General features: G+C 43.7%; 15 protein-coding genes. 4 read left to right on the top strand and 11 right to left on the bottom strand.

From position 1 onward, the window contains the following. Nucleotides 1–14: 14 nt before the first annotated feature. The 7 genes from L3V27_RS08460 to L3V27_RS08430 form a co-directional block, all read right to left on the bottom strand. Nucleotides 15–218 carry an EscE/YscE/SsaE family type III secretion system needle protein co-chaperone gene (locus L3V27_RS08460; protein ID WP_012841766.1) on the bottom strand — a complete coding sequence of 68 codons (204 nt, stop codon included), beginning with the start codon at nt 216–218 and terminating at the stop codon, nt 15–17. Next, entirely contained in the window at nt 205–1,506 is a 1,302-nt protein-coding gene (sctD, locus tag L3V27_RS08455; RefSeq protein WP_012841765.1) for a type III secretion system inner membrane ring subunit SctD, read from the bottom strand. Before sctD ends, L3V27_RS08460 begins: the two co-directional genes overlap by 14 nt. Nucleotides 1,507–1,511: 5 nt before the next feature. Next, a complete protein-coding gene (gene sctC / locus L3V27_RS08450; RefSeq protein WP_237311616.1) occupies nt 1,512–3,395 on the bottom strand; it encodes a type III secretion system outer membrane ring subunit SctC in 1,884 nt (627 codons plus the stop codon). Continuing rightward, complete coding sequence (locus tag L3V27_RS08445) at nt 3,383–3,811, bottom strand: YscB family type III secretion system chaperone (protein WP_074191269.1); 429 nt, start codon at nt 3,809–3,811, stop codon at nt 3,383–3,385. Before L3V27_RS08445 ends, sctC begins: the two co-directional genes overlap by 13 nt. A 12-nt stretch (nt 3,812–3,823) precedes the next feature. Further along, entirely contained in the window at nt 3,824–4,804 is a 981-nt protein-coding gene (locus tag L3V27_RS08440; RefSeq protein ID WP_006741518.1) for a T3SS regulon anti-activator ExsD domain-containing protein, read from the bottom strand. 148 nt (nt 4,805–4,952) lie between these two features. Further along, nucleotides 4,953–5,813: an AraC family transcriptional regulator gene (locus L3V27_RS08435; RefSeq protein ID WP_006741517.1), complete on the bottom strand. Its 861-nt coding sequence runs from the start codon at nt 5,811–5,813 to the stop codon at nt 4,953–4,955. 615 nt (nt 5,814–6,428) lie between these two features. Next, the gene (locus tag L3V27_RS08430; RefSeq protein WP_237311615.1) at nt 6,429–6,836 is read right to left on the bottom strand and encodes a YscW family type III secretion system pilotin; all 408 of its coding nucleotides are present in this window, start codon (nt 6,834–6,836) and stop codon (nt 6,429–6,431) included. A gap of 387 nt (nt 6,837–7,223) precedes the next feature. On the opposite strand from L3V27_RS08430, the gene exsC reads away from it, so the two are divergent. Beyond that, the gene (gene exsC, locus L3V27_RS08425) at nt 7,224–7,670 is read left to right on the top strand and encodes a type III secretion system regulatory chaperone ExsC (protein WP_237311614.1); all 447 of its coding nucleotides are present in this window, start codon (nt 7,224–7,226) and stop codon (nt 7,668–7,670) included. A gap of 8 nt (nt 7,671–7,678) precedes the next feature. Next, entirely contained in the window at nt 7,679–7,984 is a 306-nt protein-coding gene (exsE2, locus tag L3V27_RS08420) for a T3SS regulon translocated regulator ExsE2 (RefSeq protein ID WP_005397379.1), read from the top strand. A gap of 133 nt (nt 7,985–8,117) precedes the next feature. Here exsE2 and L3V27_RS08415 read toward each other — a convergent pair whose 3' ends face one another. Beyond that, nucleotides 8,118–9,638 (bottom strand): aldehyde dehydrogenase family protein, encoded by a 1,521-nt coding sequence (locus tag L3V27_RS08415; RefSeq protein WP_226421737.1) that lies wholly within the window; start codon nt 9,636–9,638, stop codon nt 8,118–8,120. A 239-nt stretch (nt 9,639–9,877) separates the two neighbouring features. Between L3V27_RS08415 and L3V27_RS08410 the strand changes: the two genes are divergently transcribed. Then, a complete protein-coding gene (locus L3V27_RS08410) occupies nt 9,878–11,638 on the top strand; it encodes a sigma-54-dependent Fis family transcriptional regulator (protein ID WP_237311613.1) in 1,761 nt (586 codons plus the stop codon). A 60-nt stretch (nt 11,639–11,698) separates the two neighbouring features. Here L3V27_RS08410 and L3V27_RS08405 read toward each other — a convergent pair whose 3' ends face one another. Then, on the bottom strand, nt 11,699–11,836 hold the full coding sequence (locus L3V27_RS08405; protein ID WP_005464410.1) for a hypothetical protein: 138 nt from the start codon (nt 11,834–11,836) through the stop codon (nt 11,699–11,701). A gap of 575 nt (nt 11,837–12,411) precedes the next feature. Here L3V27_RS08405 and L3V27_RS08400 point away from each other — a divergent pair. Further along, nucleotides 12,412–12,615, top strand: coding sequence for a hypothetical protein (locus L3V27_RS08400; RefSeq protein ID WP_005397371.1), 204 nt, complete (start codon nt 12,412–12,414; stop codon nt 12,613–12,615). 10 nt (nt 12,616–12,625) lie between these two features. Here L3V27_RS08400 and L3V27_RS08395 read toward each other — a convergent pair whose 3' ends face one another. Further along, nucleotides 12,626–13,153, bottom strand: a complete 528-nt coding sequence (locus tag L3V27_RS08395) for a hypothetical protein (protein ID WP_237311612.1) — start codon at nt 13,151–13,153, stop codon at nt 12,626–12,628. 231 nt (nt 13,154–13,384) lie between these two features. Next, nucleotides 13,385–14,833: a decarboxylating NADP(+)-dependent phosphogluconate dehydrogenase gene (gene gnd / locus L3V27_RS08390; RefSeq protein ID WP_114322279.1), complete on the bottom strand. Its 1,449-nt coding sequence runs from the start codon at nt 14,831–14,833 to the stop codon at nt 13,385–13,387. Nucleotides 14,834–14,843: the final 10 nt, after the last annotated feature.

Below are 14,843 nucleotides of genomic sequence, written 5' to 3'. Positions count from 1 at the left end.
ACTTCCTCGTATTTTTAGTTCGCTTCGTATGATTCAACGACTGCATGTGCGGCGGTGTAAGCTTCATACTGTTTGAGTAGCAATTGGTACTGCTGTGGTGAGCACCCTAAATCCAACTGACGTTTCACCACCGCTTGTGCTTCTAAGAGCTTGCTCTTAATCTTGTGCACTTCCGCACCGTTTTTGTCGTTATTTAAAATTTGTTCAAGATTTGTCATTGTTCGTCTCGCCCTCGTATCCGAGTTCTATTGTTATCACCCGCCCGCCTTTGACCAGCTCAATGCCAGCAGGCGTAACACTGGATATGCGGTAGCCTTGAGGCGTTCTTGCACCAACCATGTAACGAACGTTATCAGTCAGAATCACATATGGAACCTGACCAAAGTTAACGCTACGAAACGGGAAATCGATGTTGGTGCCTTTACTCACCTTAGGTATGGATTTCAAAACTAAATACGGTTTTTCACCATATTGTTCTCGGAAGTCTCGAGTCACACCGTAAAATCGAGTCGTTTCGATATCATCAAGTTCCCCGCGTACTTCGATGCGATCACCGCTGGTAACCAACTGGACTTTTTTCAGTAGCTCCGCATCCGTCAATAAGGCCTTTAGCGTATCCATGTAGGCACCCGCTCTTTGCAGTTCGACCTTCCACGCTACGAGGCCCGGTACGTCTCGCTCTAAAATTTGCTCAACTTGGTTCCAGCGGCTTGCATCATCGATATAACCCGTCAGTAACAGTGTGCCCGTCTCATCCCCATTTTCGACTTTCACCTGGTGATAGCCGAGGTTTCGTAAAATAAATCGAACCCCGCGACGGATTTCTTCCATCGTTCTTAAGTCACTTTTGTAATTGATACCTAATACATCAATTCGACCAAGCAGATCGAGTTTCTGAGTTCGATCTTCAACATAGCCTTCCAAAACCGCTTGGCGTGCGGCGGCATTCCATTCCACACGAACGTCGCTAAGTTTGAGCTCGCCTAAGATGTTGCGCACCAAAACAATGGGTTCTGCTTCTGTGACAGTCTCGTTGTTGTTTCCGTTAGCTTGGCTGTACCACATACCAGCAAAAATGACACTCGGGACAAAACTACAAAGCAAGGCGATGAGCGTTGTTTTTTTCCAGCTAGAGCGTTGTACAGCAACAACAGGTGTATCCTGTTCGCTAGATTCGTCGCTGACGTTACTCACGATTAACGCATCTTCTGCGTACCCCAGAGCGAACTTCACAACGCCTACAGAGACAACGGCATGGCGTGACAACTCGATCCCATCATCTTCAACAGAGATGTTTTCACCGTTAATATTTGCCTCTTTGCAGCCTCGTAAAATGACCGAGTCTTGCTGGCAAACCAACGTGAAATGGTTAGCTTCGACCCCAGCATCAGACAGCACGAGATCTGCGATAAAGTCGTCACTGCCAAGCACAAGAGCGCCCTCAGGTAAGGTGACTTCAACTCCGGAATGCACGCCTGATAAAATACGAATTTTCCATTGCTGCATCGCGGTTAAGGCTCCTCTGATGGAAGCACACACTCACTTTGTGAGTCATCGCATTCCAATACTTTTACACGCCAACCCTTTTGCCCTGTCGGCAATTGGCACTGCGTCAATTGAGACGACTGTTGCTGTGACAATAAGTCTTGCTGATAGCGCTCTGCTTGAGTCTTTGATGTGCAGCTATACACTTCGACGACCGATTTAAATTCAGCACTGTTGTTGGAAATGTTGTTGAGCTTGCCAATGCTTGGTCGCAGATCGTACTCATTACCAATCAACACACTATCGCCAATACCATCCACAACGATTCGCGGTTCTAGAATAAACATGCGCACCGTGCGGCGTTTAGTGTTGGTATTACTTCTAAACAACGCACCTAAATATGGGATGTCTCCCAACAGTGGTACTTTACGTAACTGATGACTCACTTCATCTCGATAAACACCACCGATGAGCAAGCTCTGTCCTTGCTTCACCGTCGCCAAGGTACTGATTTCAGTTTTACGAACGGAAGGAAGGTCGTCGACACCACCATCGGTAATCTTTGCCCCGTCTTCGAGATGAAGGCTCAGATTGATTTCTGGTCGTGCAGCAAACCTGTCACCAACGATACGCGGGACAATTCTCAGTAACGTGCCATACGTGACCTCTTCCAGTGCTGCAGTCTCTTTACCAACCAGCTTGACGTAAAACGTGCTGCTGTTGTTCAGTACCGCTTCGACATTTTCTTGGGTTAGCAGTGTTGGTCTTGAAACCACTTGAGCACTGCCTTGAGATTCCAATAATCGGATTTGAGCCAATAGGTAATTCAGATTGGTTGAATCAAGCAAAGACTTAAAATTTTGTCCGCTGCCGAGAGTCACATCACCCGAACTCACATCCCCTGTTGTTTTGATATCAACAATTCGATTATTTCCGACAGACACTCCCGCTCGCCAATCCACGCCTAACTGACTTAAATCGTTGGCACTGATGTCGACAATCGATAATGCAACTTCAATTCTTGATTGCGGTTGGTCCAATTGAGCGACCAGTTTGCGATAGAGCGGTAATCGCGCTTGAGTATCACGAACAATAATCGCATTAAGGCCCGGCTCTGCTTCAACCGTTGCTCCGCCATGAACTGAGGCGGTTTTATTGCTTTTTACAGGCTTATCTGAACTGGTAACTTCTTTGTTCGACGCGCTCGTGACTTGAGTTTGAACACCAGACACGACACGCTTTAAAACCGATGCGATACCCGGAACCGTAATGGTCTGATCTCGATATGCAATTTCTCTATCCGTTGCAGAAGCGTACTTCAAAGGAATTATTTCAACGAATAACTCGTCGGTTGAATTCGATTTCTGCAGCAGGCGCGTTTCTAATGCTTCGGCCGTTTGTACAACTAAGTCGACATAACGTGGAGGACCTGCAAGATAAACCAACCCTTTACTCTCAGCGGCCCTCCACCCATAGCGCGAATCCCACACTCCAGTGGAAATTAACGTGCTTCGTAGCTCTCTGGCGGTCAATAATTCTAATTGGAGTAAACGTGAGCGCGTTTCTGTCGCCTTATAGACATGCAAGACGGCACCATCGAAATACCACATCAAGTTATAGACTTGCGATAAGTAGTCGAGGAACTCAGCCGGATCATCAGGAGTAAAACGTCCACTCACTCGATCATTAACTTTGTCACTCACAGAAACCGAAACGCGATAGTTTGCGCCAAAGTTATTCAACAACTCTTTTAATGAGTCGTTATCTGCATAGTATCGGAATGGTTGTTCGGGCCAGTGTAAGTCTGTTTCTTGTGCGAATCCCAACGGAGCAAAGCTCACAGCACACAACAGTATCTTTGTGGCAGCACGTCTGATGTTCGGAAAGACTTTTCGCATCATGGCAACCACACATTATGATTAATCGTGTGGTTCACGCGCTCTTGCTCCAATAATGCCATATAACGCTCACATAGATTAACGTGCTTAGAAAGCAAAGAAGAGAACAGCTCAATCGAACAGTCCTCGATCCTCACTTTGCTTTGTAAAATCAGCTGCTGATCATCATTCGCTGTTAGTACGCAGCCATCTTCACGGATTGTTTTTAATGAGAGCTGCATGCAACGTTGTAACGCTTGTTCTTGTTGATAATCTAGATGCTCTTTAAACTGGAAGGGTAAAGCCGCTTCCCATAAAAACCATGATGCGTGTTGTTTGATGGTCAGTGACAACTGATCAACCTCGATGTTGTAAGAGCCATTTTCTGAGGCAATAAAATCCCCTACCTTTAGCGTTTCCGCTAAAGATTTCATCATCTTATCTAACATTTAACGCCCTATTTAAATCTGGCTGAGGTGATTGCAAGCCTGGCCGCACTGGCCGCTTTGAGTGTCAAAATAGTAGTGATCAATATCGCCAACAATTTGCATGCTCTTGAACCACTGCCATACTTTCGCAACCGCATTTTGGTCGTTGTAAACCACATCACATGCATCCCAGACTTCGTTCAGCTCAGGAGCTTCAAGTCGAACTTCCGAACACCACTTTTTCCACTCAGAGATAAACTGAGCAGTCGTAGAAGTGTACTCTGCGAACCCTTTAAGCTCGTCTAGGGACGGTTGCCACTTCTCAATTAACGAACGATGACATTCAATCACTTGCATCTGTTGTTCGCTCAACGTCCCGAGTTGATCTTTCAACTGGTGTTGTTGGCGCTCAATTAAATCGAGCTGCTGTTGCACAAACACCGCACTGGTGTCCTCTCCCGATAGTTTCGACCAATATTCCTTTTGAATATCGAGCTGATTGATAAGCTGTTCCACTTTAATGGAGGCATGCAAAGCGCTTTGATCAACTTGACGGTTAATCCACTCGTTTAGCGATAAATGAAAACAAAGCATCAACGTTTTTGGTACCGCTAAATTGAAGCGAAAACCAAGACGCGCGTTGATGTATTCCAGTCTTTGTTCAAAGGTCACGAGTGTGCGGCTATCACTGAGCTGCGACCCAATTTCCAAAAATAAACGCATGGCGAATCGGTCAAGCGACGCACCGAGCTTTTGATACGTTTTCACCAACTGGCTTGCGCACAGGCTGTCGACGACGCTTCTATCCAACAAGCGCTGAAGTAAAGATAACTGTTCATAATTAATGACGCCTTCACTCAACAATTGTCGGTGATTGACGTGCACAACATTGAAATCCTGCGTTGATCTAGAAGCACTTTCATATCGAGCTCCTCTCTGCAAAACAGTCACTTTCCGTTGTGTCACAATGCTGTCTGGAAAAAGCGAACGGCGTCGCCAATGCTGCTTTTTCATTTATGTTCGTCTCCGCACCCCTCTCGAACGATCCAGAAAGAAAGAGGTGTAATAATTTTTAATCGTTCGTTGTTACATGACGCATAATAGAATTTACGCTGATGAGTGACTTTCAAAATTAGTCAGAAAATTTTAGTCCCAAGTCATTTCATTTCGCGATAGCTACTTGATCGTCTCCCGAACGTACACGGCTTGGCGTCGTTCCAAAACGACGGCGGTAACTCTGCGTAAAGTAAGACTGACTAGAAAACCCAGCCTCCATCGCCACATCCACGATGCTCATCTTGCTCGTCAACAGGAGTTTATGAGCGTGCAACAATCGACGCTCACTGATCCAAGCTCTTGGAGAAATGCCATAGTGCTCATTAAATAGCTCTTTAAAAGTCGTTAAGCTAGCACCAAACTCTTGCGCATAGTCAGTCAACTTCCACTCTTTGAGGTAGTGTTGTTCCATAAATCGACGTAACCGTTCCGATGTTCGGTTCGTTTGTTGTGAAAGCAACGCATAGAGTGATTCTCCCCCTTTGCCGTGCAGCAAAAGAATGAGTAACTCTTCATATTTTAGGCACATAATCGCATCTGGATACGCCTGTTGCTCAAGCGTCTGCATGCTGGAAAGCACTTGCTCTACGAGTATGTTCAAACCAAAAGTAAACAAGCCAGAACAAACTTTATCTACCTTGGGCAGCATCATCAAAAGATCACTGTGCTTTTGTAATAGCTGGCTAACGAGTTCGTTGTCGTAGGTTATAATCGACGCTTTGTATGCCCCGTCTAAGGGCGAGTACTCGAATAAGTAATCCCCTTGGGATAGAAACACCCCGTTTTCTGCCGCAACATCGATTGTGCAATCACCTGTTTGAACTCGAAGCTGACCATTGTGAACGACAACAATGTGAGATTGGTCTGAGTGAAATACTTCGTCAGATTTTTCATAGCGGGAAAAACTACGAATTTTTCGCGAGCTCGAGCCGACCTTTTCTGTGTTTAGTTGGCCTGACACATCCATTTTCTACCCTTCATTATTTTGAGTTTCTCAGTACGAGTGTTGAGAAACTTTCAAAGCAATACTTTGATTGTTGTTATTTCTAAGTACTGCTATATCAATTAAAGAAGCAAAGAAAAGAGCATAGAAGTTCATATCACTTACCATACCCCCCGAATAATTAGCGAATATCCTAAGCATTACCCTTACCTAAAGGTAAAAGTTTATCTTAGTAAACTCTGCTGTCCGTCTTTATTATTTTTATCAGATAGCGTTTATTATTAGCCAAAACTTAAATATCATTTCGTTATTAAAGTTTAGGATTTTTGTTATACATTAGAATAAAATTAAATAGATTATGGTATCGTTTATCGAACAAACTGAAATTTCCAAAATCTTAAAATTGTATGTTTTATAGCCTAAAACGCCAAGCCAACGTGTTCAAGGAGCGAGATATAATCATAAAGAATGCTATTTTTGCAACAAGTATAAGTCTAAAAAACAACTGACCCGATGACTTAAACCATGTGATTAATGTTTGTAAAAAACAACAAAACCTTCACAACAGGAAAGAGCAAATCTTTATTTTTAATAATTTAGTAAGGTCTAATTAAATGTAACCGATTACTTTTCATCTGGTTATTTTTTTGGCACGAGTATCAAGTTTTCCTGTTTTCCCTCCACTGAAAATAAATAGTTCTTTTCTTTTTCCGCTACAAGTTCCCCATTCGAGTATAGCTTTCCAATTATCTTCATGTTTCCGTCACCAGCTTGAATCGGTGCAATTAAAAATGAATACTGTACGGGTAATTGAACGCCTTGGTAGTGCTGCGACGCAGACCTAAGGCACTGATTTTCAATTACTTTACATATTTCCACATCAAGAGACGTAATCGAAGGTGGAAAGTATCCATCGACAGAAACCCAACCATAGAGTGCCGCCTGACTCTTTGTGTCAAAGCTACCTTCCCTTACAATCGGCACAGACTGACTACACCCACTTAGTAGGAATAGTCCGACAAAACCAGCCCACATAGAATTGTTCATTATGACACCATAAACTTATTTTATAGACTTAGTTCATTTTAATTTCACACAATTCTTTATGTAAAAATATAAAAGATCAACTTATATTTATACTACAAGCGGACAGTAAATCGCATTCTTCAACAACACATATTTAACATTAGATTTAATTTAACTCATCGTGACTGCACCTTAATACACTTTCAATTAGGCGGGTATATTAGAGAACAAAGATATTTAAATATCTAAGAAGCACCACAATATGCATCAGAGCACATTTGTTATCGCTGTTCTATTTAGCTCACCGAAATTAAAAACCAAAATATAATAACAACCGACCAATATTGATAAACACGAAGAGATACATCTAATATTTTCCTTGATAAAATTTCAAAAGGGACTATTCCTATGTCAGCACGCCAAACTATCGATGAGATTTTGCTAAAGTTTGCTCATCAAATAGGCTTGCCTGCACTGAATCTAACGGAAAATGAAGTAAGCTTAGCGTTTGATGATAATCTAAGAGTGCATATCATCTTTCATCCTGAATCGACAACCCTCCAGCTCGAAGCTGAGATTGTTGGTCTTCAAATCGTTAATTCCGATCTCTATCGTTCTTTCCTAGCCTTTAATTATCACTGGCCTGAGCATCAATTATTCTTTAGTTTAGATAATCATCGACATGTACTCTGTTTAAACCGACTCATTAACATTAAGCGACTGGATTATGAGTATTTTGAAACTGCTTTGGCGGAATTGTTGACGCAAAGTGAGTCGTGGGAGTCGTTATTGTCTGCTCATGTCGCCACTGCTGAGGTAGCTCCGATGCCACAAACTTTAGACTTAAGAGTTTAGGTGTCTCTATGTCCAACGACATCCAATCTAAATACACTAACTTACCGGTTCATGAAGTAAAGCAAGCACAGCAAAGTGATGCTCTGCCACAAGGAACGTTTCATGGCCGCAAAGTGACCCTACTCTCTTCATCAGAAAGCAGTTTGGCTCGAATGAGCTCTAAAAGAGAACTTAGCGAATGTTTAAACCAGTTTGCGAGTCTTGAGTCTTGTAATCGCGTCTTGGATTTTGATCAGCAGTTTAGTCTTGAAAAGCAAAACACCGCGGTCGAAAAACTACTTGAACGAAAAGTGACCGTAATTCAACGTTCCTGAGCACGCAATATAGATGGGTTCAAAATATAAATTTCACGTATATACACCCTCCCACCCGCAAGCCCATGCAATAAAAAACCCCGAAGGCTCGGGGTTTTGGTTAGTACTGCTTTTTCTTTGTTAACTACTTCATTTAGAAGAAGCCTAGTGGATCAACACTGTAGCTAATCAATAGGTTTTTCGTATTTTGGTAGTGATCCAGCATCATCTTATGTGTCTCACGTCCAATACCTGACTTTTTATAGCCACCGAACGCAGCGTGTGCAGGGTAAGCGTGGTAACAGTTAATCCAGATTCGACCAGCTTCGATATTACGGCCCATACGATATGCGACGTTCGCATCACGCGTCCAAACGCCTGCGCCTAAGCCATATTCGGTGTCGTTCGCGATTTCTAATGCTTCCGCTTCATCTTTAAACTTAGTGATAGCAATCACTGGGCCAAAGATCTCTTCTTGGAAAATACGCATCTTATTGTGGCCTTCCAACATCGTTGGCTGAATGTAGTAACCCTTATTGATTGACTCTGGCTGTTCAGATACGCCACCACCAAAGACCACTTTTGCGCCTTCTTCACGGCCGATTTCGAGGTAACTTAAAATCTTATCAAACTGTTCTTGAGAAGCCTGAGCACCAACTTGAGTATCGGTATCGAGCGGATTACCTTGCTTGATTAACTGCGCACGTTCCGTCAATTTCTCTACGAACTTATCGTAAATCGCTTCATGAACCAGCACGCGAGATGGACAGGTACAAACTTCGCCTTGGTTGAAGAAACCAAGTAACGTACCTTCAATACACTTGTCGAGATACTCATCTTCATAGTCGAAAATATCTGAGAAGTAGATGTTTGGAGATTTACCACCTAGCTCAACTGTCGATGGGATTAAGTTGTCTGCTGCACATTTTAGAATGTGATTGCCAACTTGTGTTGAACCGGTAAACGCTAACTTCGCAATGCGGTTGCTGGTTGCAAGCGCTTGGCCTGCTTCTGAACCAAAACCATTCACAACGTTAATAACACCCGGTGGCAGTAGATCACCGATCTTTTCCATAAGAACCAGAATCGACGTTGGCGTTTGTTCTGCTGGCTTCAATACCACGCAACAACCCGCCGCAAGTGCCGGTGCCAGTTTCCAAGCCGCCATCAACATAGGGAAGTTCCAAGGGATGATTTGACCAACTACGCCAATCGGCTCTGGGAAGTGATAGCTTGCCGTGTGCTCATCCAGCTCCGCCGCACTGCCTTCTTGTGCGCGAATACAGCCAGCAAAGTAACGGAAATGATCTACCACTAAAGGTAAATCTGCCGCCAAGGTTTCGCGAACTGGTTTGCCGTTTTCCCAAGTTTCGGCAACTGCCAACTCTTCTAAATGCTGCTCAATACGATCAGCAATTTTCAGCAAGATGTTCGAGCGTTCAGTCACACTGGTTTTTGCCCATTTAGTTCTGATGTTGTGTGCCGCATCCAATGCTAAGTTGATATCCGCCTCGCCAGAACGAGCAACTTTACAATACGCTTGTCCGTTGATTGGTGAGATATTGTCAAAATACTCACCATCCGTTGGTTTTACCCATTCCCCACCGATAAAGTTATCGTAATGCGATTTAAAGTTAACAATGGCATTTTCACTACCTGGCTGTGCATAGATCATAACTCTTCCTTTTGTTTCTCGTTCAATGTGTTATTGCAGTGTCGTATCGCACTGTTCACAAAGAGCATTACGCAAGTCACACGCCAACTACACCACACTTGTTGTTAATTAAATGTAAAACTATGATTACCAAGCGATAACAAACCAAGTGAGCGATGTTTGAGCGGATGTATGGTGTGAACACCAATGTTCAAGTGTTCCAAAATGGCACACCCTCACTGTGACAAAATGGTACAGTCATGGAACTTCAACACATTAGCGATAACAATTGGCTTTCAACTTCATGGATCCGAAGTGAACAGGCGGGTTTAAAACAGCGTCGACGCCCTGAAGATATTCGAGTGACACCAGCGACACTTCAAGATAGGCGTCACCAACTCAACTTCTTATTGGAAACCGTCACCCAGTTTGCTCTCCCGCTGTTCAATCAGCTTTTTGCTCATAGTGACAGCCGCTTAATTCTGACGGATGCCGACGGCGTCATCATCGGCAGTTGGGGACAACCTAAGTTCCGCGAGAAGTTGACCGAAATTGCGCTAAGCTCTGGTGCGTGCTGGCAAGAAAAGGTCAAAGGCACCAACGCGATTGGGACTGCGATAGTTGAAGCAAAACCGGTCTCAGTCATCGGCGATCAACACTTCATCCAACATCATCGTTTTATTAGCTGCTCGGCCAATCCTATTTTCGATCATCTTGGTCATTTGATTGGCGTGCTAGATATCACCAGCGAACAAAAGAAACATGATTTCTCAACGCAAGTGCTGGTACAGAACATGGTTCAGCAAGTTGAAAATCAATTGCTTAACTTGATTCCACAAGGGCATATTCGTGTGGATTTGGCGTGTGAAAAAGGCTTACTAAACAGTGGATGGCAAGGCATTATCATCGCTAATGAAGATGGACAGATTCTCGCGCACAACCAAGTTGCTTCTCAGCTCCTCGCGCAACAAAACGTCATCGGGCAATCGCTCGACGACATTCTTTCTATCCAAAATGCCGACCATCCTTTCGTGTTCAAAACAAAGCCGTTGACCGACAAAAAAGTGAAGTCTCGTTCCGTTACCGCTTCCAATGATCTGCATTACGGCGATTCTACTGTCGAACATTGCTGGCAACAAGCCAATCGCGTTATCGATAAAGACATCAGCTTACTGATTCTCGGAGAAACTGGGGTTGGTAAAAATGAGTTTGTGAAAGCACTACATAAAAACAGCCAGAGAAAAACGGGGCCGTTGGTTTCCGTCAACTGTGGCGCACTACCGAAAGATTTGGTTGAGTCCGAATTGTTTGGCTACGTAGCTGGTGCATTTACTGGCGCAAACAGCAAAGGCTATCAGGGAAAAATTCGCCAAGCGCACAAGGGGATTTTGTTTCTGGATGAAATCGCAGATTTACCCTTGGAAGCTCAAAGCCGCTTGCTGCATGTATTGCAAGATAAAACCGTGCTTCCTGTGGGTTCAAACCAAAGTGTTCAAGTCGATACGCAAATCATTGCGGCCACACATAAAGATCTCGAGAACTTGGTTAGCGAAGGATTGTTCCGTCAAGACTTATACTATCGCCTCAATGGTTTGATCATCGAATTGCCTCGCTTCGAAGAGCGAGATGATAAGCAACAACTGATCGAGAATATTCATCGACGTCACGCTGAATCTGAACAACAACTCTGTCCTCACCTATTTTCTCTGCTGCTTTCTTACTCTTGGCCAGGAAACTTGCGTGAACTCGATAGTTTAATCAAAGTATCCGCGTTAATGGCGCAAGGTGAAGAAACGTTAGAGCTCGCTCACGTACCGACTCACTTGAGTAAGAAACTCAGCCAAGCTCAAGACGTAACAACCTCTGCCGAACCCACGTTAGAACTGCGTGCAACCGTCGAAGACAAACTGCTCAAAACATATCAAGCCAATCAGGGGAACATCAGCAAAACATCTCGCATGCTTGGCGTCAGTCGAAATACGATTTATAGAAAGCTGAAAAGCCTCGGCATATTGGGTTAATCCATAACCTCAGATACAAAAAGAGCACCTTTGCGGTGCTCTTTCTATTTGAAACCTAGCTTACAGGCCGCCTTGTTGTTGAGCCTGTTTTACTAATGCCTGACGTTGAGTTTCCTTCTCAGAGATCACTTGGTTGTCCTTGTGTATTTCCTGATCCAATTCTGCCGGAATGAAAACAAAGTACTTGTTAAGAGTCATCTTAGAACCTCAATTTGTTGTGTTAATCACCTTCTTGGTCAACGTAAACAACACCAGAAAAACACGTTTTACTGGATCCTTGTTGCTGGTTTCAAAAAATAGAGGATGTTCATTTATTAAACATCCTCCATGTGGGCGCTAATTATAGGCGTAGTTCAAAGGCTTACCTAGCACTCTTTTTCGCCTTTCTTGCAACCTTAGTTTCATTCTCAAATCTGATGCAATCACACATATTCAATAAAGTATTGTTAAGCAAAGAAAAGTGATTTTCATCGTGACTGATAATGAGGATGAGCTTCCCGGAATTATTGACTTGAAATTACGCCTAGTAAACTCGAAGGCTGCAATAATAGCGTTAAAAGGCCTTAATCCGCACAGCAAAAACTTTGAAGTGATAGACAAATGCATTCATATATTTGTAAATCCGTTTATGGATTTGTCTACCAGTTCAATATTTCACCTTTTTTGAGAAATCTTTAGCCGCTTTTTTGTGTGAAACGCCAAAAAAGAACAGACAATCAAAGCGTGGTATATGACCACACTTGTCTATCCCCACTCAGCTTTGGGAGGCGTTTATGAAAAGTAGCAAACTTGGCCATGTGATGTCTTTCAGCAGAATGTTTTCCTTCATTGCGTTTTTGACGGCTACATTCGCATGGATTCTCAGCATGTATGCCCTATTTACTGTTTCTGTAGTAGCTCTTGTGGTCAGCGCAATTCTCTACCTCAAAGACAGGTTTTATCAAAACAAGAAAACGACCACTGAAAAGAGCGCCTAGGCGCTCTTTTCTATTGAATGTAATTTTCCTGTGACTTGATATAGTTATCAATCCGTTCGAGTTCGTGAAAATAGCCATACACCGCAATGCGATTAATCTCAGCATCCAAGCAAAGCCTCTCATCTTTCACCATAGCTTCAATCGACAACCCACTGGACGCGATTGTGAAAGGTAGGCACGCTGAGTAACCATTATTTTCTGCAATATACTTCAATCGCCCAAATTCCAAAATTTGAACTGGAATAGCAACGATAAGGGACAAGACAACTGTTATGGTTATCACTTTAATCGGCACTTTGACTAACTGTGTCGTTCGATCAAATAAAATATAAACCAATAATGTAGGACACAAGAGTAAGCTTGCGATACTTAAAACATATGACGCATCAATGTAGACCACTTGAAAGCCACTACTGAGCTGAAGCGGTAGAGATTCGAAAGCGAAATGATGATAAAGGCGATAAATGGAGTAAATGATCAGTAATATGAAAATAAGCAACACGAAAGCTGTGTAAAATGGGGGCTTCTGTTGTGTCATTTCTATTACCTTGACCTTGTAGTTGAGGAGATGCAAGAGAGCGGCTTGGCTTCATCTTCGAAAAGAAATATTAAACTGCTAGCAAAAGCATGCTTTCCCATTTCTGAGAAGTACGTAACGAGTCAAGGTTTGATGTAACTTTCAAATCTACCAATATCTCAATATCTTACGGACACAAAAAAGGATGCCAATTGGGCACCCTTTTGCTTTTATCCGTTTACTGACTGCGGATTACACGTCGTAAGTTGTAGACGCTGTGTCGCCGCCTGTACCAGTCCAGTTCGTGTGGAAGAATTCACCACGCTCACGGTCGATACGCTCGTAAGTGTGAGCACCGAAGTAGTCACGTTGAGCTTGCAGTAGGTTCGCAGGTAGACGAGCTGTTGTGTAACCGTCTAGGAACGTTAGTGCAGAAGTCGTACATGGCATTGGGATGCCTGCTTCTAGAGACTTAGCCGCCACTTTACGCCATGCTACTAGGCTGTTTTGTAGGATACCTTTGAAGTAATCATCAGAGCCTAGGAATGCTAGTTCTGGATTCGCTTCGTATGCATCACGGATGTTGCCTAGGAACGCGCTGCGGATGATACAACCACCACGCCACATAAGAGCAACGTTACCGTAGTTTAGGTCCCAGCCATTCTCGTTTGATGCTTCGCGCATTAGCATAAAGCCTTGAGCGTAAGAGATGATCTTAGACGCTAGAAGCGCTTGACGTAGTGCGTCAACCCACTCTTGCTTATCACCTTCAACTGGTGTGATTGTCTTACCGAACAGTTTCTCAGCTTCAACACGTTGATCTTTCAATGCAGATAGACAGCGAGAGAATACAGACTCAGAGATTAGCGTTAGAGGAATACCTAGGTCTAGAGCGTTGATACCCGTCCATTTACCTGTACCTTTTTGGCCAGCAGTGTCTAGGATTTTCTCAACTAGAGGCTCACCGTCTTCATCTTTGTAGCCAAGGATGTCAGCCGTAATTTCAACAAGGTAGCTGTTTAGCTCAGTGTTGTTCCACTCAGCGAATACCGCTTGCATCTCGTCTGCAGACATACCAAGACCGTCTTTCATGAACTGGTAAGCTTCTGTGATCAGCTGCATGTCGCCGTATTCGATGCCGTTGTGAACCATCTTAACGAAGTGGCCCGCACCATCGTTACCAACCCAATCACAACAAGGCTCGCCTGCATCAGTTTTCGCAGAAATACCTTGGAAGATAGGCTTAACCGCTTCCCAAGCTTCTGGAGCGCCGCCAGGCATGATAGATGGACCGAAGCGCGCACCTTCTTCACCACCAGATACACCAGTACCGATGAAGTGGATACCTTTTTCACGTAGTGCAGCAACACGACGGTTTGTATCTGGGTAGTTAGTGTTACCACCGTCAATAATGATGTCGCCTTTGTCTAGCAGAGGTACTAGCGCTTCGATGAACTTGTCTACAACGTCACCTGCGCGAACCATTAGCATCACTTTACGTGGTGTTTCTAGCTTCTCTACTAGTTCTTCTAGAGAGTATGCACCGATGATGTTCGTGCCTTTCGCTGGACCTTCCAGGAACTCGTCTACTTTAGCAGCAGTACGGTTGTGAGCGACCACTTTGAAGCCGTGATCGTTCATGTTTAGGATAAGGTTTTGACCCATTACCGCTAGGCCAATTACACCGATATCACCTTTCATTGTTTCTCTC

Source organism: Vibrio sp. J2-3(2022) (genome assembly GCF_021725735.1).
Taxonomy (GTDB): Bacteria; Pseudomonadota; Gammaproteobacteria; order Enterobacterales; family Vibrionaceae; genus Vibrio; species Vibrio diabolicus.
The sequence above is the reverse complement of the archived record's forward strand: the minus strand, read 5'-3'. Positions and strand labels throughout refer to the sequence as shown.